The sequence below is a fragment of the Fictibacillus gelatini DSM 15865 genome, from assembly GCF_000430745.1.
In the GTDB taxonomy this organism is placed as follows: domain Bacteria; phylum Bacillota; class Bacilli; order Bacillales; family Fictibacillaceae; genus Fictibacillus_A; species Fictibacillus_A gelatini.
Genome location: NZ_AUMP01000002.1, coordinates 185,850 through 205,783, shown reverse-complemented (window position 1 = coordinate 205,783; position 19,934 = coordinate 185,850). Strand labels below are relative to the sequence as shown.

18 protein-coding genes and 1 riboswitch are annotated in these 19,934 nt (G+C 41.0%); of the genes, 16 read left to right on the top strand and 2 right to left on the bottom strand.

All coding sequences use genetic code 11. From position 1 onward, the window contains the following. The first annotated feature begins 14 nt into the window (after positions 1-14). The 7 genes from H538_RS0104085 (at position 15) to bioA (ending at position 8,242) form a co-directional block, all read left to right on the top strand. Positions 15-992, top strand: coding sequence for an electron transfer flavoprotein subunit alpha/FixB family protein (locus tag H538_RS0104085; protein ID WP_026676511.1), 978 nt, complete (start codon positions 15-17; stop codon positions 990-992). A gap of 90 nt (positions 993-1,082) precedes the next feature. Then, positions 1,083-1,664 carry a histidine phosphatase family protein gene (locus tag H538_RS0104080; protein WP_026676510.1) on the top strand — a complete coding sequence of 194 codons (582 nt, stop codon included), beginning with the start codon at positions 1,083-1,085 and terminating at the stop codon, positions 1,662-1,664. A gap of 147 nt (positions 1,665-1,811) precedes the next feature. After that, positions 1,812-2,123 carry a thioredoxin gene (gene trxA, locus H538_RS0104075; RefSeq protein WP_026676509.1) on the top strand — a complete coding sequence of 104 codons (312 nt, stop codon included), beginning with the start codon at positions 1,812-1,814 and terminating at the stop codon, positions 2,121-2,123. Positions 2,124-2,567: 444 nt separating this feature from the next. Beyond that, positions 2,568-4,343 carry an excinuclease ABC subunit UvrC gene (uvrC, locus tag H538_RS0104070; protein ID WP_026676508.1) on the top strand — a complete coding sequence of 592 codons (1,776 nt, stop codon included), beginning with the start codon at positions 2,568-2,570 and terminating at the stop codon, positions 4,341-4,343. Positions 4,344-4,414: 71 nt separating this feature from the next. Beyond that, positions 4,415-4,606: riboswitch (Lysine riboswitch) on the top strand. Positions 4,607-4,745: 139 nt separating this feature from the next. Further along, positions 4,746-5,984 (top strand): aspartate kinase, encoded by a 1,239-nt coding sequence (locus H538_RS0104060; protein ID WP_026676506.1) that lies wholly within the window; start codon positions 4,746-4,748, stop codon positions 5,982-5,984. A gap of 120 nt (positions 5,985-6,104) precedes the next feature. Then, positions 6,105-6,863 (top strand): dethiobiotin synthase, encoded by a 759-nt coding sequence (bioD, locus tag H538_RS23040; protein ID WP_051291260.1) that lies wholly within the window; start codon positions 6,105-6,107, stop codon positions 6,861-6,863. Between the two features lie 2 nt (positions 6,864-6,865). After that, a complete protein-coding gene (bioA, locus tag H538_RS0104050) occupies positions 6,866-8,242 on the top strand; it encodes an adenosylmethionine--8-amino-7-oxononanoate transaminase (RefSeq protein WP_035350145.1) in 1,377 nt (458 codons plus the stop codon). Between the two features lie 15 nt (positions 8,243-8,257). On the opposite strand, the gene bioB is transcribed toward bioA, so the two are convergent. Together bioB and H538_RS0104040 are read right to left on the bottom strand one after the other, a co-directional pair. Beyond that, complete coding sequence (gene bioB / locus H538_RS0104045) at positions 8,258-9,247, bottom strand: biotin synthase BioB (protein WP_026676504.1); 990 nt, start codon at positions 9,245-9,247, stop codon at positions 8,258-8,260. A 98-nt stretch (positions 9,248-9,345) separates the two neighbouring features. After that, the gene (locus H538_RS0104040) at positions 9,346-9,819 is read right to left on the bottom strand and encodes a YslB family protein (RefSeq protein ID WP_026676503.1); all 474 of its coding nucleotides are present in this window, start codon (positions 9,817-9,819) and stop codon (positions 9,346-9,348) included. 332 nt (positions 9,820-10,151) lie between these two features. Here H538_RS0104040 and H538_RS0104035 point away from each other — a divergent pair, with 332 nt between their 5' ends. The 9 genes from H538_RS0104035 to racE all read left to right on the top strand — a co-directional run bounded on the left by H538_RS0104035 (position 10,152) and on the right by racE (position 19,898). After that, a complete protein-coding gene (locus tag H538_RS0104035) occupies positions 10,152-10,763 on the top strand; it encodes a succinate dehydrogenase cytochrome b558 subunit (protein ID WP_026676502.1) in 612 nt (203 codons plus the stop codon). A gap of 16 nt (positions 10,764-10,779) precedes the next feature. Beyond that, positions 10,780-12,546: a succinate dehydrogenase flavoprotein subunit gene (gene sdhA / locus H538_RS0104030; RefSeq protein ID WP_026676501.1), complete on the top strand. Its 1,767-nt coding sequence runs from the start codon at positions 10,780-10,782 to the stop codon at positions 12,544-12,546. After that, on the top strand, positions 12,543-13,301 hold the full coding sequence (sdhB, locus tag H538_RS0104025; RefSeq protein WP_026676500.1) for a succinate dehydrogenase iron-sulfur subunit: 759 nt from the start codon (positions 12,543-12,545) through the stop codon (positions 13,299-13,301). Before sdhA ends, sdhB begins: the two co-directional genes overlap by 4 nt. 214 nt (positions 13,302-13,515) lie before the next feature. Further along, a complete protein-coding gene (locus tag H538_RS0104020) occupies positions 13,516-13,740 on the top strand; it encodes a helix-turn-helix domain-containing protein (protein WP_007202417.1) in 225 nt (74 codons plus the stop codon). Between the two features lie 165 nt (positions 13,741-13,905). Next, a complete protein-coding gene (gene glcT / locus H538_RS0104015; protein ID WP_026676499.1) occupies positions 13,906-14,748 on the top strand; it encodes a glucose PTS transporter transcription antiterminator GlcT in 843 nt (280 codons plus the stop codon). A gap of 153 nt (positions 14,749-14,901) precedes the next feature. Next, entirely contained in the window at positions 14,902-16,950 is a 2,049-nt protein-coding gene (ptsG, locus tag H538_RS0104010; RefSeq protein ID WP_026676498.1) for a glucose-specific PTS transporter subunit IIBC, read from the top strand. A 23-nt stretch (positions 16,951-16,973) separates the two neighbouring features. Beyond that, positions 16,974-17,240: a phosphocarrier protein HPr gene (locus tag H538_RS0104005; protein WP_026676497.1), complete on the top strand. Its 267-nt coding sequence runs from the start codon at positions 16,974-16,976 to the stop codon at positions 17,238-17,240. Continuing rightward, the gene (gene ptsP, locus H538_RS0104000) at positions 17,240-18,952 is read left to right on the top strand and encodes a phosphoenolpyruvate--protein phosphotransferase (RefSeq protein ID WP_026676496.1); all 1,713 of its coding nucleotides are present in this window, start codon (positions 17,240-17,242) and stop codon (positions 18,950-18,952) included. Before H538_RS0104005 ends, ptsP begins: the two co-directional genes overlap by 1 nt. A 148-nt stretch (positions 18,953-19,100) precedes the next feature. After that, on the top strand, positions 19,101-19,898 hold the full coding sequence (gene racE, locus H538_RS0103995; RefSeq protein WP_026676495.1) for a glutamate racemase: 798 nt from the start codon (positions 19,101-19,103) through the stop codon (positions 19,896-19,898). The last annotated feature ends 36 nt before the right edge of the window (positions 19,899-19,934 follow it).

The following is a 19,934-nucleotide window of genomic DNA, read 5'->3' as shown; positions in this document are numbered from 1 at the left end:
GGAGGAAATCATCCATGGGGAAAAAAGTACTTGTTCTTGCGGAAGTTCGTGACGGTGAACTAAGAAACGTGTCCTATGAAGCGATTCGAGCAGCAAAGGAAATTGCTTCAGATGGAGAAATAGTAGCCGCTATTGTTGGTGCCGGAGTTCAATCTCTAGCCGAACCGCTTATTCATTACGGGGCGGACCGCGTTTTAGTTGCTGAAGACGAAAAATTGAAAAACTACACATCAGATGGCTATTTTCAGGCACTTCTTCAAATTGTTGATGCTGAAAAACCTGAAGGAATCGTGTTCGGCCATACTGCACTTGGTAAAGATTTATCGCCAAGATTGGCGGCAAGGCTTCAGGCTGGTCTCGTATCAGATATTACGTCGCTTGAAAAAGTCGGCGAAAATGTTGTATTTACACGTCCGATTTATTCTGGTAAAGCGTTTGAGAAAAAGACAATCACTGACGGCATTGTGTTTGTTACTGTACGTCCAAACAATATTCAACCTCTTGAAAAAGATGAAAATCGTTCGGGGGAAGTTACGCCATTTTCAGTTGAAATTAAAGATTTGCGTACAATCGTAAAGGAAGTCGTTCGTAAAGCATCGACTGGTGTTGATTTATCGGAAGCGAAAATTATCGTATCGGGCGGTCGCGGTGTGAAATCGGCGGAAGGCTTCAAACCGCTGCAGGAATTAGCTGATGTTTTAAGTGCGGCAGTGGGTGCTTCGCGCGGAGCGTGCGATGCCAATTATTGCGACTATTCGTTACAAATCGGTCAAACTGGAAAAGTTGTTACACCGGATCTTTATATTGCTTGCGGTATTTCAGGCGCAATTCAGCATCTTGCCGGCATGTCCAATTCAAAAGTGATTGTAGCGATTAATAAAGATCCTGAAGCGAGCATTTTCCAGGTTGCGGACTATGGAATTGTCGGAGACTTGTTTGAAGTTGTTCCGTTGCTTACAGAAGAATTCAAGAAAGTATTAGTTAAATCCTAAATGACATTGGCTCAATCCAACCGATTGAGCCAATTGTTTTTCTAATTCATCATTATCGTATAAGATGATGAAAAAGAGGTGGTAATAGGGATGACGATGATCGCATTTGTACGACATGGTGTGACAGACTGGAATAAGGAACAACGGGCGCAGGGAACGCTTGACATACCGCTGAATAGCGAAGGAAAAGAACAGGCACTAAAACTTGCCAACCGTTTTAAAAATGAACATTGGGATAAGGTCATTTCGAGCGATTTATCACGGGCAAGAGAAACAGGTGAAACAATAGCAAATACATTGCACATTCCGTTTAGTACCGACGGTCGGCTTCGTGAAATTAGTTATGGCCGGTTGGAAGGAACGAACCATAAGGAACGTGAAGCAAAGTGGGGAGCCAATTGGCGGGAGCTCGATCACGGAATCGAAAAAGATGAGGAAGTTTTAAAAAGAGGGATGGAATTCGTTTGTGATGTGGCAGAACAATATCCGGGTGAAAAAATTATCGTTGTCAGTCATGGCGCGTTTATAAAAAAACTATTAAATGCTTTAATTGAACAAGAGGTAAGTGACGAACCTCTTCACAATACATCGGTCAGCATTGTAACGTTGAATGATAAAACATGGGAATGCAAGTTGTTTAATTGCGCCGATCATTTGAATCGAAGTTTTTAAAAGCCGCAATCTGGGTACGATAATGTTGAGCAAAGAAATAGAAGTACAATAAAAATGATGGTATACTTTGGCTAATGCAAGATTATGCGGCTTTAAATTACATATATTTTATTGACCGCAAAGCTATTTTTAAGGAGGATTTTACAAATGGCAATTGTAAACGTAACTGATCAAACATTCAATACAGAAACAAACGAAGGACTGGTTCTTGCTGATTTCTGGGCACCATGGTGCGGACCTTGCAAAATGATTGCACCTGTATTAGAAGAACTTGCAAATGAAATGCCAGATGTTAAAATTGTGAAATTAGATGTTGATGAAAATCAAGATACAGCAAGCAAATTTGGCGTTATGAGCATCCCGACTTTAATCGTTTTTAAAGACGGAGAAAAAGTCGATCAAGTTGTCGGTTTCCAACCAAAAGAGAAATTGGTTGAACTCTTGAACCAACATAAATAAAAATAAAAAAGTGTCCGGTTATGCCGGGCACTTTTTATTCGTGCGGCTATATCTTCATAAAAAGCTTCTTTTTCATCTACGGTTACATAAAGCGTTTTGATTTTTCTTTTGATTCCATACAATCCGATTGCCGTAACAGGTTGTTTAAATATAATTTCAAATTGAGGCCGTGCCTCTTCCAGCAGCTGTATGGTTCGAACATGGAAACAATGCCTATCATTTTATTCTAATACAATACTTTGCACTTATTTTTTGTGTCAATTTGGTTATGATGAGTTAGTGCATTTTAGCCAAAAAAATCTATCAATTTTAAGTTGAGGTATTCAGTAAAGTTTGACGATTATCTTATGGGATAATCGCCTCTTTCTGTTTTCCATAACTGCAAGAACGGGTGTTTCGTGCTATGATGGAGGGTAGAGAAGAAAGAAGAAAGGAGGGCGTAGCGTGAATACGATTAAAGAAAAGCTCGCTATTTTGCCGGCACAACCGGGCTGTTACTTGATGAAAGATCAATTTGGCCAAATCATTTATGTCGGCAAGGCAAAAGTATTGAAAAATCGTGTCCGCTCCTACTTTACTGGAACTCACGACGGGAAGACACAACGGCTTGTAAGTGAAATTAAAGATTTTGAATACATTGTAACCTCTTCGGAAATTGAAGCCCTTCTGTTAGAAATGAACTTAATCAAGAAGCATGACCCGAAATACAATGTTATGCTCAAAGACGATAAAAGCTATCCTTATTTAAAAATTACCGCGGAAAAACATCCCCGCCTTTTGTATACGCGCAAAGTGAAAAAAGACGGCGGGAAATATTTTGGGCCGTTTGTCAATGCCGGGGCGGCTCAAGAAACGAAAAAACTGCTCGACCGGCTTTTTCCGCTGCGTAAATGCAACACCATCCCTGATCGTGTTTGTCTCTATTACCATATTGGGCAATGCTTAGCTCCTTGCGTGAATGAAGTGAGCAAGGAAGAAAACGCGCAAATGGTGGAAGGGATTAGTAAATTTCTTGGCGGCGGGTATAAGGAAGTGAAAGAAGAGCTGACGGAAAAAATGCTTGCTGCATCCGAACAATTAAACTTTGAGCGGGCAAAAGAATTAAGGGATCAAATTCATCACATTGAAGCTGTTATGGAAAAACAAAAGATGATGACGGCTGATCTCATTGACCGTGATGTATTTGGATATACATTTGATAAAGGCTGGATGTGTGTACAAGTATTTTTTATCCGTCAGGGAAAACTGATCGCACGTGATGTTTCACTTTTTCCATTCTACGGGGAAGCCGATGAAGATGTTGTTACCTTTATTGGTCAATTTTATTTGCAAAAAAATTATCCGCTGCCAAAAGAAATTTTGTTGCCGGCTGAAATTGATGGCGAATTAGTAAAAGAATTGCTTGGCATAAAGGTGATTCAACCAAAAAGAGGCCAGAAAAAAGAACTTGTCGAGTTGGCGACAAAAAATGCAAAACTTGCTTTAGAGGAAAAATTTGCCCTTATTGAAAGGGATGAGGACCGAACAATTCGTGCGATTGAAAACCTTGGAAAACAGATGAACATCGCTCCGCCATATCGGATCGAGGCCTTTGATAATTCAAACATTCACGGAACGAACCCTGTATCCGCAATGATCGTCTTTACGGATGGGAAACCAAATAAAAGAGAATACCGGAAATACAAAATTAAAACGGTTGAAGGTCCGGATGACTATGCATCCATGCGTGAGGTCATTCGAAGACGGTATTCAAGAATGTTAAAAGAAAATGGCCCATTACCTGATTTAATCATTATCGACGGAGGGAAAGGGCAAATCGCAGCAGCGCAAGATGTTCTTGAAAATGAGCTGAACTTGTTCATTCCAGTAGCAGGGTTGGCAAAAGACGATAAACACCGCACCTCGCAATTGTGGATGGGCGATCCCCCAAAATTTATTCCATTGCCCCGGAATAGCCAGGAATTTTATTTATTGCAGCGCATTCAGGACGAAGTTCACCGTTTTGCGATATCATTCCATCGCCAGGTTCGAGCAAAGGGAATGTTTTCTTCAAGTCTTGACAATATTCCCGGGGTTGGCGAAAAGCGTAAAAAAGCATTATTGAAACACTTCGGCTCGATTAAAAAAATGAAAGAAGCGAGCATAGAAGAGATTCAGGCTGCGGGAATACCGGGGCCGATAGCAAAAACAATTTATGAGGCGTTAAAAAAAGATTCATAAAATGAATTGAAATTTGGATATAAGTTTGCTAAACTATAACCAATTTAATATATGTGCCATGCTTCAATTGAAGTGATGGTAGAGGAGCAAAAACCAACAGTATCCCATTTGAAGAGTAAGGAGCTCTTATGATAGTGGGGGAAAGGGGATTTTTGCCGAAGTTTGATGAAACTCCTTCGTTCATCAGGCTGGACCTGTATCTGAATAAGTGCAGGGCTGTCATGCATCCTTACCCAAAGGGTGTATGGAGAACTATCTCACATGAGGGGAAACAAAACTGGCTTACTGTTGCATATTCAAGCAACAATAAGGTTTTTTCCTTATTGTTGCTTTTTGTTTTCTCTAAAGAGATCGATTGGTAAAAAATACGGAAAGTAAGAGCGGGAAGAGAGGATGAAAGTAATGGCAGTAATGGTGCAAAAGTTTGGAGGAACAAGTGTAGGCAGCGTAGAACGCATTCAAAATGTTGCCAATCGCGTCATTCAAACAGTAGAAGAAGGTCACAGTGTTGTCGTTGTCGTTTCAGCAATGGGCAAAACGACGGATACGCTCGTTCGTTTGGCGGGGGAAATTTCACAAAAGCCTTCGCAAAGAGAAATGGATATGCTCTTATCAACGGGTGAGCAAGTAACGATTGCCCTTCTTTCGATGGCGCTTCAAGAAAAAGGGTATGAAGCAGTATCATTAACAGGATGGCAGGCAGGTATTGAAACAGAGAAAGTTTTTGGAAATGCGCGAATACGTAACATTCATACGGATCGAATTTGCCGTTTATTGGAAGAAGGCAAAATTGTCATCGTTGCCGGCTTTCAGGGAGTTGTTTCGGGAGCGGATGAAATAACGACACTTGGAAGAGGCGGATCGGATACGACGGCTGTTGCATTAGCTGCTGCATTGAAAGCCGAGAAATGCGATATATTTACTGATGTAACAGGGGTGTTTACAACAGACCCAAGAGTCATTGACGGGGCGAGAAAACTGGAATCGATCTCATATGATGAAATGCTTGAAATGGCTAATCTAGGTGCAGGGGTATTGCATCCAAGAGCGGTGGAATTTGCGAAAAATTATGGTGTAAAACTGGAAGTACGTTCAAGTTTATCGATGGAAAGCGGAACGATTGTTGAGGAGGAATGTACGGTGGAAAATCAATTGGTCGTAAGAGGTCTTGCATTTGAAGGAAATGTGACAAAAGTAACGGTGGAAGGCTTGCAGAACGAGTTAACAACTCTTTCACATTTATTCACAATGCTTGCAGAAAACGGGATTAATGTTGATATCATTATTCAAAATGTGAACGAGAATGAATCGATGAATATTTCATTTTCGATCGATTCAAATGTATTGGACGATACGATTTCCGTTTTGGAAACTAATCGTCACAGGCTTGGTTATGAATCGATTGTTCACGAGGATCAGCTTGCTAAAGTGTCGATTGTTGGATCAGGCATGATTTCCAATCCTGGAGTCGCCGCAAAAATGTTTAAATCATTGGCTGATCAAGGCATTATGATTAAGATGGTAAGCACTTCTGAAATTAAAGTATCGACAATTGTTGACCAGGAATTCATGATTAAAGCAATTGAAACATTACACGACGTTTTTGAATTAGATGCGAGAGAGCCTGTAGCTTACAAATAAAGTCCGGTGACCACCGGACTTTTTATTGTACCTATTGTTAACCTTATTGTTTTATAAGTTGACAATAGTCCTTTTTTTCTTTACGATAGTTTAAGAATATACTAGAAAGGAGCCTACGGAATGACTAACGCTCTTTTTATCACGGGAGTTGACACAGGCGTTGGAAAAACAGTTGTTACGGCCTATTTAACGGCTTTAATTCAAAAAGAAGGGATGAAAGCCGTTCCTTTTAAACCGATACAAAGTGGTGGAATCGAAAACTCCGGGAAGCTTATTGCCGAAGACGTTCAATTTTATAAACAGTTGGCGGCATTGTCGTATTCCCAGGAAGAATTATGTACATATTGCTTAAAAGATGCCGTTTCGCCGCACTTAGCGGCTAATCGTTCAAAAATTGAGATCGACCGCAAACGGATAATCGAACAGTTCCATCAACTGCAAAAGGAAAATGATTTTGTATTCGTTGAAGGAGCGGGGGGTCTTGTCGTTCCACTTGCTGAAGATCGAAAGGGTGTCTATATGACTGCCGACCTGATCTGCGATTTACGGTTGCCGTTATTGATCGTCACTCATCCGGAGCTTGGAACGATTAATCATACATTGTTGACCATTGCTTATGCAAAGTCTAAAGGAATTCCGATTGTGGGGCTAATTTTTAACCAGATGCCCGAAGAGCCAGGTTTTATGCAAGAAGATAACATAAACATGATCCAAAAACTAAGTGGAGTACCGGTAATAGGCTGTATTCCATCAATTGCCGCGCCTCTCATTCCCGAGATGCAAAAGAAACTCGCTTCTAAAGAACCATTGATTAATAGAGACATATTTTTCAAGCGCTTAAAACAATGTCAAAACGAGTTTATGGAGGTCACCAATTGAAAATGCATGAGTTAGAACAATGGGATAAAGAGTATGTATGGCATCCATTTACGCAAATGCAACAATACAAGAAAGAAAAACCACTCATCATTGAGCGGGGAGAAGGAAATTATTTAATCGATATCGAGGGAAATCGTTATTTAGATGGATACTCTTCTCTCTGGGTGAACGTTCATGGACATGCTCATCCGCTGCTGAATGAAGCGCTTAAGGAGCAGCTTGAGAAAATCTCTCACTCCACATTGTTAGGAGCAGCAAATGTCCCTTCGATTTTGCTCGCAAAAAAATTAGTCGAGCTAACCCCTCCTGGATTAAATAAAGTGTTTTATTCGGACTCAGGATCGACTTCTGTTGAAATCGCATTAAAAATGGCGTATCAGTATTGGAAACTGGTGGATCCCGTACGCTATGAAAAAAAGAATAAATATATTTCCTTCAAAGAAGCGTATCACGGCGATACGATCGGTTCGGTCAGCGTTGGCGGCATGGACACATTCCATAAAATATTTAAGCCGATTTTAATTGACCGTATTGAAGCACCGACACCATATGTTTACCGGATGACAGGTGTCCGAACAGAAGAAGAGGCAAAGAAGCAATGTCTTGATGCATTAGAAGCGATTTTAGCGGAACATCACGAAGAGGTGGCAGCATTAATTATCGAACCGCTTGTACAAGGAGCGGCGGGAATGATCACCCATCCTAAAGGCTTTTTATCGGGAGTTCGAAAGCTTTGCACGAAATACAATGTTCTGATGATTGCCGATGAAGTTGCCGTTGGGTTTGGCAGGACAGGAACGATGTTTGCTTGTGAACAAGAAAAAGTTCAGCCTGATTTTCTATGTGTCGCAAAAGGAATAACGGGAGGCTATTTGCCGCTCGCTGCGACAGTTACGACAAATACCGTATATGAGGTATTTCTCGGGGAACCGGAAGAGCTGAAAACGTTTTTCCACGGACATTCTTATACAGGAAACCAGCTTGCCTGCGCAGTCGCCTTAAAAAGTATTGAACTATTAGAATCGGAAGGCTTTATTCCAGCACTTGAGGAAAAAATAGATAGGCTTAAGTCGGAACTTCAAAACTTTTGGAAACTGCCATATGTAGGAGATATACGGCAAAAGGGGATGATGGCAGGCATTGAGATTGTGCAAAATAAAGAAACAAAAGAACCCTTTCCCCTGTCGTTTCAAGTCGAACATCGAATCATTTTAGAGGCTCGGAATAGGGGTGTCATTATTCGTCCGCTCGGTCCTGTCATTGTATTAATGCCACCGCTTTCGATTGAAATTGAAGAACTTCAAAAGCTGGCAAAAGTTACATACGATGCAATCAAGGCGGTCACAGAGAGTATAGGGACGGCAAAAGGAGCGGTTTAACCGCTCCTTTTGCCATTATATCGTTTGCAATGTTCCATGAAGATCGATTTCAAATCCCATGTCTTCAATCATTTGATGATCCGCTGTACTTTCCTGCCCTTCTGTCGTCAGGTAATCGCCGAGAAAAATGGAATTGGCCGCATACAATCCAAGAGGCTGAATGCTTCGGAGATTGACTTCACGTCCCCCGGATATGCGAATCTCCTTTGATGGGTTGATAAATCGGAATAATGCGAGCACCTTTAAACAAAATCTAGGATTTAATTCATCCAAATGTTCCAAAGGGGTGCCGGGAATTGCATGAAGGAAATTTACCGGAATGGAGTCAGCATCGATTTCCTTTAATGCGAAGGCCATTTTTACAATATCTTCATGCTTTTCTCCCATCCCAATGATGACACCGGAACATGGAGAAATCCCGGCCTCTTTTATCTTTGTGAGCGTTGCCACCCGGTCGTCATATGTATGAGTGCTCGTAATGTTTGAATGGTGGTCGCTTGATGTATTGATATTATGATTATAGCGATCGACCCCGGCTTCTTTTAACGCTTTCGATTGCTCATCCGTTAAAATCCCGAGACAGGCGCAAACTTTCATATTGTAATTCGCCTTTATCTCTTTTACGGCATCAATCACCGTGTTTAAATCCCGATTCAGTGGCCCTCTTCCGCTTGCGACAATACAATAGGTGCGAACGTCCTGGTCGTATGCTTTTTTGGCCCCTTCTACAATCGTTTCTTTATCCAGCATCACATATTTTTCAATCGGAGCCGTTGAAACGGATGACTGAGAGCAATACCCGCAATCTTCAGGACAGTATCCCGATTTCGTATTAATAATTTTATTAAGCTTTACTAATTTCCCAAAATAATATTTACGAATGAGAAACGCACCATGCAAAAGAGGAAGAATATCATCATCATCACTGTTCAAAATGCTTAAAGCTTCTTCATTTGTCAACTCTTTTCCCTGCAAAACTTCTTGAGCCAGTAAAGTCCAGTCCATCAAACCCCTCCAAATGTCAACTGTTTTTATTTATAAGTTAACATTAGTTGAAGCGAATAAACTTGTCAAATAAAAAAACCGGGATTGCCCCGGTTCTTCTATTCATCTGTTTGATCTTTTCGATCCCACTGCACCGTAAAGACGACTTTGTTCTTCCGTTTAATGGTTTCAAAGGTTTCGGTAATCCATTTCTTTTGCAGTTGAACCTGTTCGGCAATAAATCCGGCCTCAAGTCCGAATACAGGATTAACGTGATTTTGGAATCGTTCAGAAATCATCGGTGAAGACAATTCGAGCGTCATTTCTTTTTTGGTTGTTTCGATGATTTCTAAATTGCCCCATCCCGCTTCATGAAAAAACGAGATAACTTCCTCCATGCTCATTAATGGAAACTTTCTTGCCAGGTTCCTTCCAGCCCAATATAGTATATTCCGCTCTTGACTTCCTAAAAGTTCGGGTAATAGAACGCTTCTTATAAGCTCGTAACCGAAAGCAGGCACTTGCAATGACGGTTTTTCTTCTGGCTTTTCCTCGATCGTTTCTTCAATATTTTCCTCAAGTTTCGTACTCATGTTATCCCCTCTTTCTCTTCCTTTATTATATCTCGAAAAATACGATAACACTATATATAGCGAGTGTGTCGAAAAATATCGAAATTTAGAATCCGCATAATGGCTAGTTTTATCAACGGTTTTCGCCTATTTCTTGTCGATGTTTCCTTGACGGTGTCAAACGATGAGAGTAAAATGTACATTGTTACATAGTTGCAATGTTGGTAAAACTATTTTTTAAACGCATCTGTTTACAACACACATGAAGGAGAACCTGCTTATAAGCGCTACCAACTTATAAGTAACGCGAAACCACTATTCCACAGTAATTTTTAAAAGGGGGCAAAAAACGTATGGCAGGCAGCCGAGATTTTTTTAACAGAAGACTTCACTCATTACTCGGAGTGATTCCAGTCGGTCTTTTCCTATTGGTGCACTTAACGGTAAACCATTTTGCGACTAGAGGTGCGGGTTCCTTTAATAAAGCGGTAAACTTTATGGAAAACCTTCCGTTCCTCATCGTATTGGAATTTCTTTTAATTTATTTACCATTACTTTTTCATGCGATTTATGGACTTTATATTGTTTTTACAGCGAAAAACAATGTAGGCAGATTAAGCTATTTTCGCAACTGGATGTTCCTTCTCCAACGTGTAACAGGTGTAATCACTTTAATTTTCCTTGCTTGGCATGTGTGGGAAACGCGTATTCGCTATGCACTTGGTCAAACGGAATTAAACTATGACATGATGCACGACATTTTAAGTTCTCCCGTAATGGTCGTTATTTATTTGATCGGGGTTCTTTCAACTGTGTTTCATTTTGCGAACGGACTTTGGTCATTTATGGTAAGTTGGGGGCTTACGGTTTCGCCTCGTTCACAGAGAGTATCCACTTACTTCACAATGATCGTCTTTTTAGCGCTTGCGATTATTAGTGTTCGAACCATTTTCGCATTTATTTAAGAAGGGGTGAACCAGCATGAGTAAAGGAAAAATTATAATTGTCGGCGGAGGTCTTGCCGGGTTGATGGCAACTATTAAGGCAGCTGAAGCCGGTGTGAACGTAGATTTATTTTCACTCGTACCAGTAAAGCGTTCTCACTCTGTTTGTGCACAGGGGGGAATCAATGGTGCCGTCAATACAAAAGGTGAAGGGGATTCTCCATGGATCCATTTTGATGATACAGTATACGGTGGTGACTTCTTAGCCAATCAGACTCCAGTTAAAGGAATGTGTGAAGCAGCACCAGGGATCATTCATTTAATGGACCGTATGGGTGTTATGTTCAACCGTACACCGGAAGGTCTTCTCGATTTCCGTCGGTTCGGGGGAACACAGCATCATAGAACGGCGTTTGCCGGGGCGACGACTGGACAACAATTGCTTTATGCGCTAGATGAGCAGGTGCGTCGCCATGAAGTTGCCGGTCTTGTAACAAAATATGAAGGCTGGGACTTTTTATCCGCTGTTCTCGACGATGAAGGGGTATGCCGGGGAATTACAGCGCAAAACCTAAAAACAATGGAAATCCATAGTTTTGCTGCTGATGCCGTTATCATGGCTTCAGGCGGGCCTGGAATCATTTTCGGTAAGTCGACGAACTCCGTTATCAATACGGGTACAGCTGCATCGTCTCTTTATCAACAAGGCGTTTATTATGCAAACGGTGAATTTATTCAAATCCACCCGACGGCAATTCCTGGGGATGACAAACTGCGTTTAATGAGTGAATCTGCCCGCGGTGAAGGTGGACGTATTTGGACGTACAAAGATGGAAAACCATGGTATTTCCTTGAAGAAAAATATCCTGCATACGGTAACCTTGTGCCACGTGATATTGCGACACGTGAAATTTTCCATGTGTGCGTAGATATGAAACTTGGACTGAATGGGGAAAACATGGTCTATCTTGACCTTTCTCATAAAGATCCGCATGAGTTAGATGTAAAATTAGGCGGAATCATTGAGATCTATGAAAAATTCACGGGTGATGATCCGCGTAAAGTTCCGATGAAAATCTTCCCTGCTGTTCACTATTCAATGGGCGGCATGTGGGTTGACTTTAATCAAATGACCAACATTCCTGGACTTTTCGCTTGTGGAGAATGTGAATATCAATATCATGGAGCCAACCGTCTAGGTGCAAACTCGCTTCTATCTGCAATCTACGGTGGTATGATTACTGGACCAAATGCGGTTAACTATATTAATGGTCTTGAAAAATCGTCTGATGATATTTCTTCTTCCGTGTTTGAGCTGCAAGTCCGCAGGGAACAAGAGAAGTTTGATAACATTATGAGCATGGACGGCAATGAAAATGCTTATGTTCTTCATAAAGAGCTCGGAGAATGGATGACCGACAACGTAACGGTTGTACGTTATAATGATAAACTGCTTAAAACAGATGAAAAAATTCAAGAATTAATGGAACGTTACCAAAAAATTAATATTAACGACACTGCTAAATGGAGCAACCAGGGTGCAGCGTTTACACGCCAGCTTTGGAATATGCTTCAATTGGCCCGCGTTATCACATTAGGAGCTTATAACCGTAACGAAAGCCGTGGCGCCCATTACAAACCGGAATTCCCGGAACGTAATGATGAAGAATGGCTAAAAACAACGAAAGCGAAGTTTAATCCTGCGAAAAATGGCCCTGACTTCGAATATGAAGAAGTCGACATTCAATATATTAAACCTCGTGTACGTGACTATTCTAAAAAAAGCGAAGGGGGTAAAAAATGATGAGCCAAAAAACGGTTAAATTTATCATCACCAGACAAAATAGTCCGGAAACTGCCCCGTACCAGGAAGAATTTGAAATTCCATATCGTCCGAATATGAACGTTATTTCCGCATTAATGGAAATTCGTCGTAACCCGGTAAACTCAAAAGGTGAAGCGACTACCCCGGTATATTGGGAAATGAACTGTTTGGAAGAAGTGTGCGGTGCATGTTCAATGGTTATTAATGGCAAGCCGCGCCAATCTTGTACGGCTCTTATTGATAATTTAGAACAGCCTATTCGCCTTGAGCCGATGAAAACATTCCCTGTTGTCAGAGACCTTGCGATTGACCGGAGCCGTATGTTTGATGCGCTTAAGCGAGTAAAGGCATGGATTCCAATTGACGGTACTTACGATTTAGGAGAAGGGCCGCGCATGCCGGAGCCGAAGCGTCAATGGGCGTATGAACTTTCGAAATGCATGACTTGTGGAGTTTGCTTAGAAGCGTGTCCGAACGTTAACAGCAAATCCGACTTTATCGGTCCTGCACCACTTTCTCAAGTTCGTTTATTTAATGCCCATCCAACTGGAGCAATGAATAAAGCGGAACGCTTAAATGCTATTATGGGTGAAGGCGGTCTTGCATCGTGCGGTAACTCGCAAAACTGCGTGCAGTCATGCCCGAAAGGTATTCCGCTTACAACTTCAATCGCATCATTAAACCGTGAAACAACGATTCAATCGTTCAGAAATTTCTTTGGTAGTGATAAATAAAACGAAGGTCTCCTCTTTGAGGAGGCCTTTGTTTTATTAAAGGAAGCCCGTTTTCTAAAAAATGGGCTTTTTTTCATGAGAAATAGACACAAATTCCCGACTTTTTCGGGATTACAAGTCACTCCTAAAAACGAATTTACATACTATATGTTGACTAAATACTTCCAATCTACGTTGGCAGTTCTTTAATCCCTAGCAAGGAGGGGTGAAATCATTGAAAGAGAAACACTACCGACCGAAGCCTCTACTTACAAAAAGAGAGAGAGAAGTTTTCGAACTCTTGGTCCAGGATAAAACCACAAAGGAAATAGCAGAACAGCTGTTTATAAGTGAGAAAACAGTCAGAAACCATATTTCCAACACGATGCAAAAGCTTGGGGTGAAAGGGCGCTCTCAAGCCGTTGTAGAACTTTTGAGGCTTGGAGAACTTGAGATTTAGTCGGAAAACGGCTTTCCTTGAAAGCCGTTTTCTTTCTATTCGATCTTTATAAAGTTCATCCAATTTCCTAATTCCACGTTTTGCATTTGATAAACAAAGACAGTTAAGCTATGATGAAACCATTGTGATATTTTTTCAGGTAGATCGGGGAAAGGGTTGTATGGGATGAATGGATCATTTCAAGTGAAAAAAGTGTTAAATAACAATGTTGTTATCGCTGGCAACATGCAGTATTCGGAACTGATCATGATAGGAAAAGGAATCGGCTTTGGAAAGAAGAAAGGCGATACGATTTCAGAGGAAATGGTGGACAAGCTGTACGTGTTAAGTACGCAAAAAGAAAAAGAGCAATATTTGAATTTAATTCATTCCATCGACGACAAAGTTTTGGACGCCATTAATGAAGTCATTACCCTTATTGAAACAAGATTGCAGACGAAACTATATAAACATATTCATATTGCCTTAACCGACCATATCGCATTTGCCATTAAAAGAATCGAACAAGGGATGGATATTAAAAATCCGTTTCTTGCAGAAACAAAAACGATCTATCCAACCGAATATAAGATCGCGAAAGAAGTAATTGATATGATATGGCAAAAAATTGGGATCAGGCTTCCAGAAGGGGAAATTGGCTTTATCGCACTTCATATCCATAGTGCAATTACCAATAAAAATATTAGTGACATTAATCACCGCTCCCGATTAGTGAACCGGCTCATTCAAGTGATTGAGGATTCTCTTCAAGTCGAAATCGATTATGAAAGCATTAACTTTCTTCGGCTAGTCAGACATTTACGTTATGCCATTGAACGAATTGAGCAGGGAGACGATTATACAGAAAAACAAGAAAAATTGGCAAAGCTGTTGAAAGAAGAATATCCGATATGCTATAATCTTGCGTGGAAGCTAATGAAGATTATGCAAAATGAATTAAATAAACCAGTATCTAATGCGGAAGCGGTTTATTTAACATTGCATTTGCAAAGGCTTTCACCCCAATAAAATAAACAATCTTTATTTGCGTGTTACTGATTCGATCAGGCATGAGTGAAAAGACGATGGTGATTATTTAATGGGTAAATCAATGCCCGTTAAGTAATGACGTCTATTCATTCATGCCTTTTTTGTTTACATTACAAAAAAGGAGGATCCTAGATGTGGAAGAAGTTTTTTGGAGTCTTGCAACGTGTAGGTAAAGCATTAATGCTCCCTGTTGCGATCTTGCCTGCGGCTGGATTATTGTTAGGATTCGGCAACGCGATACAAAATCCTGCAACATTAGAAAAGTTTCCTGCCCTTGATGTTCATTGGGTACAAATGATCGCCCAGGTAATGGAACAATGCGGCAACATTGTGTTTTCAAACTTAGCGCTTCTCTTTGCCGTAGGGGTAGCGGTAGGGCTTGCCGGTGGTGAAGGGGTGGCCGGGCTTGCAGCCATTGTCGGCTTCTTAATGATGAATGTGACAATGGGTGTTTTGAAAGGGGTTACCCTTAAAGCTGCAGAATCCGGACATGATCAGGCAATTGCCTCGGTATTAGGCATTCCAACATTGCAGACGGGTGTCTTTGGAGGCATTATCATCGGTATTTTGGCCGCATCTTTATATAAACGGTTTCATAATATCGATTTGCCCCCGTATTTAGGTTTTTTTGGAGGAAAACGATTTGTTCCGATTATTACAGCGGTTACATCCATTGCATTGGGAATTATTATGATCTTTGTTTGGCCGCCTATCCAAAATGGCTTAAATGCATTTTCGCATGCCATGATTGACCAAAATAGAACACTCGCAGCTTTTGTTTTTGGTGTCATTGAACGGGCACTTATTCCTTTTGGATTGCACCACATTTTTTATGCCCCGTTCTGGTATGAATTTGGCGAGTATGTAAACAAAGCAGGACAAGTGGTTCATGGTGACCAGCGAATTTTCTTTGAGCAATTAAAGGATGGCGTTCCGCTAACTGCTGGAACATTTATGACCGGCAAATTCCCGTTTATGATGTTTGGTCTGCCAGCCGCAGCTCTCGCGATTTACCACGAAGCGCGGCCAGAACATAAGAAAATGGTTGCTGGTATAATGGGTTCCGCCGCTTTAACATCTTTTTTAACCGGGATAACGGAACCGATTGAGTTTTCATTTTTATTCGTCGCACCAGTGTTATTTGGCATTCATTGTATTTTTGCTGGTCTTTCATTTATGATCATGCAAATCTTAAATGTAAAAATTGGATTGACATTCTCTGGCGGTGTCATTGATTTTCTTCTTTTCGGCGTTTTTCAAGGCCGGACAAGATGGTGGCTCGCCATTATCGTAGGTCTCGTATTTGCAGTGATTTATTATTTCGGATTCCGGTTTGCCATTCGGAAATTTAATTTAAAAACGCCGGGACGAGAAGTAGTGGAAGAAGGAGAGGAAACAAAGGGCTCCGAATCCGAAAAAGATTCACTTGCCGCTAACATTCTTGAAGCACTTGGCGGAAAGGAAAATTTGACAAATCTTGATGCTTGTATTACTCGTCTTCGCGTATCTGTAAAAGATGCAAAAAATGTCGATAAAAACCGCTTGAAAAAGCTTGGTGCATCGGGCGTCCTTGAAATGGGAAATAACATTCAAGCCATTTTTGGAACGCGTTCTGATACGATTAAAAGTGAAATTAAAGATATAATAGATGGTAAGGTGATTATCGCCAAAAAAGATAAAGAAGAGGGAGACGAAACTGACGTGTTTTTCAAAAAGAAAAAAAAGCAAGAAAGTATTGCAGCACCGTTAGACGGAAAATTGCTTCCGATCACGGAAGTCCCGGATCAAGTTTTCTCCGAAAAAATGATGGGTGACGGCTTTGCTGTCGAACCTACAAATGGTACAGTCGTATCACCGGTTAACGGCAAAGTAGTGAACGTCTTTCCGACGAAGCACGCGATTGGACTCGAATCCGAAGATGGCCGTGAAATTTTAATTCATTTTGGAATTGATACGGTTAAATTAAATGGAGAAGGTTTTGAAACGTTTGTAAAAGAAGGCGACACGGTTAAACAAGGGCAGAAATTGTTGGAAGTGAACATTTCTGAAGTGAAGGAACGTGTACCTTCTATCATTACACCGATTGTCTTTACCAATCTGTCAGAAGGGGAAGCGATTCAACTCGAAAAAACAGGAAATGTGACAAAAGGTGAAGAAAATATAATTGCAATTAAAAAATAATGAGTGGAAAGAGGTTTTTAATTATGGCAGAAAAAACATTTAAAGTAACAAGTGATTCTGGAATTCATGCGCGTCCCGCAACATCTCTAGTAAATCAGGCGGGGCAATTCAGTTCTGATATTACGCTTGAGTATAACGGGAAAAGCGTCAATTTGAAATCGATAATGGGAGTTATGAGTCTTGGCATCCCAAGCGGTGCAGAAATTGTTGTGAAAGCGGAAGGCGCTGACAGCGAAGAGGCAATTTCAGCGATTGAAGCAATTATGAAGAAGGAAGGACTTGGTGAGTAATGTCTGAAATCATTTCAGGTATTGCTGCATCAAATGGAATTGCGATTGCTAAAGCATTTCTGCTCGAACAACCTGATTTAACGATCGAGAAAAAAGAAATAAGCGATGTGCAAAGCGAAATCGATCGCTTTACAAATGCAGTTCAAAAGGCAAAGGGAGAGCTTGAGAAAATAAAAGATCAAGCGTTTAATGAACTTGGAGAGGATAAAGCAGCGATTTTTGCTGCTCATCTCCTCGTTCTTGAAGATCCGGAGTTAATTGATGCGGTAAAAGGAAAAATCGAAAATGAAAAAGTAAATGCCGAAAGTGCGATGGATGATATTTCTTCGATGTTTATTTCCATGTTTGAACAAATGGATAATGAATATATGAAAGAAAGAGCCGCCGATATTCGCGATGTTTCTAAACGTGTGCTTGCTCATCTTTTAGGCGTGCAATTTATGACACCGGCAAATATTTCGGAAGAAGTCATCGTCATCGCCGATGATTTGACACCGTCTGATACTGCCCAATTAAACAGAAAGTTTGTAAAAGGCTTTGCGACGAATATTGGGGGCAGAACGTCACACTCCGCAATCATGGCGCGTTCAATGGAAATACCGGCGGTCGTTGGCACAAAACAAGTAACGAAGAAATTGTCTAACGGCAACATCGTCATTATCGACGGCATTAATGGAGAAGTTATCATCAACCCGAATGATAATGAAATCGCTCTTTACGAAGAAAAACAGAAAGAATATGATGCGCAAAAAGCCGAATGGGCCAAGCTTCTTCACGAAAAAACAGTGACAAAAGACGAAAAGAGAGTTGAGCTTGCTGCTAACATTGGCACACCTGAAGATGTCAAAGGGGTATTAAACAATGGTGGTGAAGGTGTCGGCCTTTACCGTACAGAATTTTTATATATGGGAAGAGACCAGCTTCCAACTGAAGAAGAACAGTATAACGCTTATAAAGAAGTACTCGTGGCGATGGAAGGAAAACCTGTTGTCATCCGTACCCTGGATATTGGCGGCGACAAAGAGTTGCCGTACCTCGATCTACCAAAAGAAATGAATCCGTTCTTAGGATTCAGGGCCGTTCGGCTATGCCTGGAAGAACAGGAAATATTCAGAACGCAGCTAAGAGCATTACTAAGGGCAAGCAGGTATGGCAATTTGAAAATTATGTTCCCGATGATCGCGACATTGGATGAGTTCAGGCAAGCAAAGGCTGTCTTAATGGAAGAAAAAGAGAAGCTCATCAATGAGGGAGTAGAAGTATCCGATTCATTTGAAGTTGGAATGATGGTAGAAATCCCTGCAACGGCCGTAATGGCTGACCGCTTTGCGAAAGAAGTGGACTTTTTCAGCATTGGAACGAATGACCTTATACAATACACGATGGCTGCAGACCGTATGAATGAACGGGTTTCATACCTTTATCAGCCATACAATCCTGCAATCCTCAGACTTGTAAAAATGGTCATTGATGCTGCCCATAAGGAAGGAAAATGGGTTGGCATGTGCGGGGAAATGGCGGGTGATCCGATCGCTATTCCAATATTGCTAGGACTTGGTTTAGATGAATTCTCAATGAGTGCTTCTTCCATTTTACCTGCAAGAAGCCAGATTTCCAGGCTTTCAAAAGCGGAAGTCGAGAAGCATATCGAGACGATCTTGAATTTAAATACAAATGAAGAAGTAATTACTTATGTCAAGGAAACGTTTTAAAAATAAGAGCTGCATTTCGCAGCTCTTTATTTATAAGACTTGAAGAATAACCAGATACATAGTTTAATTAAAAGCAGTGATGTGAAAAAGTGGGCTAAACAACCCGGAAAAACATCTAAGTATGGCGATAGAAAGAAGAGAAGAGATAATGGATAAACCAATAGGAGTAATTGATTCAGGTGTTGGAGGTTTAACGGTAGCAAAAGAAATTATGCGCCAGCTTCCGAAAGAAGAAATTTATTATTTAGGGGATACCGCGCGTTGTCCGTATGGGCCAAGACCGCTTGAAGAGGTTAGGAAATTTACTTTGCAGTTAGTGGACTTTTTGCTCCACAAAGGAATTAAAATGCTTGTCATTGCCTGTAATACAGCGACAGCGGCCGTTCTTGACGACATTAAAAAAAGCCTTCCGATCCCTGTAGTGGGAGTTATTCATCCCGGAGCCCGGACTGCTTTGAAAATGACGAAAAACAACCATGTGGCGGTAATAGGCACTGTTGGTACAATCAACAGCAAATCTTATGAAAATGCTCTTAAAAGCATTAATAGCGATGTGAAAGTGGAAAGTTTGGCCTGCCCAAAATTTGTTCCGCTTGTTGAAAATGGGGAGCTTGACAGTGAGAACACGTTCTCTGTTGTTAGCGAAACGCTGCAGCCGTTAAAAACAATGTCAATTGACACGCTTATTCTCGGTTGTACGCATTATCCTTTATTGCGGCCTGTTATTCAACAGGTGATGGGCAAACATATTCGTCTGATTTGTTCAGGTGCGGAAACAGCCCGCGAAGTTTCCACCATTCTGGACCATAGCGGGTTGCTTTTTACCGGAGGGCGCTTGCCGCAACATCAATTTTTTTCAACTACCGATAACGGACATTTCCTGGAAATTGCGAATCATTGGCTGGATATAAAAGTAAGTAAAGTCGAATTTATAACGCTGGGATAAAATCTTTAAAGATTTTATCCCTTTTTTTACTGGTCT

What these genes read in the sequence shown, in the direction of transcription:
- sdhA (WP_026676501.1), top strand. Translation starts at nt 10,780, where the DNA reads ATGAGTAAAGGAAAAATTATAATTGTCGGCGGAGGTCTTGCCGGGTTG.
- sdhB (WP_026676500.1), top strand. Translation starts at nt 12,543, where the DNA reads ATGATGAGCCAAAAAACGGTTAAATTTATCATCACCAGACAAAATAGT.
- H538_RS0104035 (WP_026676502.1), top strand. Translation starts at nt 10,152, where the DNA reads ATGGCAGGCAGCCGAGATTTTTTTAACAGAAGACTTCACTCATTACTC.
- ptsP (WP_026676496.1), top strand. Translation starts at nt 17,240, where the DNA reads ATGTCTGAAATCATTTCAGGTATTGCTGCATCAAATGGAATTGCGATT.
- H538_RS0104040 (WP_026676503.1), bottom strand. Translation starts at nt 9,819, where the DNA reads ATGAGTACGAAACTTGAGGAAAATATTGAAGAAACGATCGAGGAAAAG.
- H538_RS0104060 (WP_026676506.1), top strand. Translation starts at nt 4,746, where the DNA reads ATGGCAGTAATGGTGCAAAAGTTTGGAGGAACAAGTGTAGGCAGCGTA.
- bioD (WP_051291260.1), top strand. Translation starts at nt 6,105, where the DNA reads ATGACTAACGCTCTTTTTATCACGGGAGTTGACACAGGCGTTGGAAAA.
- glcT (WP_026676499.1), top strand. Translation starts at nt 13,906, where the DNA reads ATGAATGGATCATTTCAAGTGAAAAAAGTGTTAAATAACAATGTTGTT.
- H538_RS0104085 (WP_026676511.1), top strand. Translation starts at nt 15, where the DNA reads ATGGGGAAAAAAGTACTTGTTCTTGCGGAAGTTCGTGACGGTGAACTA.
- ptsG (WP_026676498.1), top strand. Translation starts at nt 14,902, where the DNA reads ATGTGGAAGAAGTTTTTTGGAGTCTTGCAACGTGTAGGTAAAGCATTA.
- racE (WP_026676495.1), top strand. Translation starts at nt 19,101, where the DNA reads ATGGATAAACCAATAGGAGTAATTGATTCAGGTGTTGGAGGTTTAACG.
- bioB (WP_026676504.1), bottom strand. Translation starts at nt 9,247, where the DNA reads ATGGACTGGACTTTACTGGCTCAAGAAGTTTTGCAGGGAAAAGAGTTG.
- trxA (WP_026676509.1), top strand. Translation starts at nt 1,812, where the DNA reads ATGGCAATTGTAAACGTAACTGATCAAACATTCAATACAGAAACAAAC.
- bioA (WP_035350145.1), top strand. Translation starts at nt 6,866, where the DNA reads ATGCATGAGTTAGAACAATGGGATAAAGAGTATGTATGGCATCCATTT.
- H538_RS0104005 (WP_026676497.1), top strand. Translation starts at nt 16,974, where the DNA reads ATGGCAGAAAAAACATTTAAAGTAACAAGTGATTCTGGAATTCATGCG.
- H538_RS0104080 (WP_026676510.1), top strand. Translation starts at nt 1,083, where the DNA reads ATGACGATGATCGCATTTGTACGACATGGTGTGACAGACTGGAATAAG.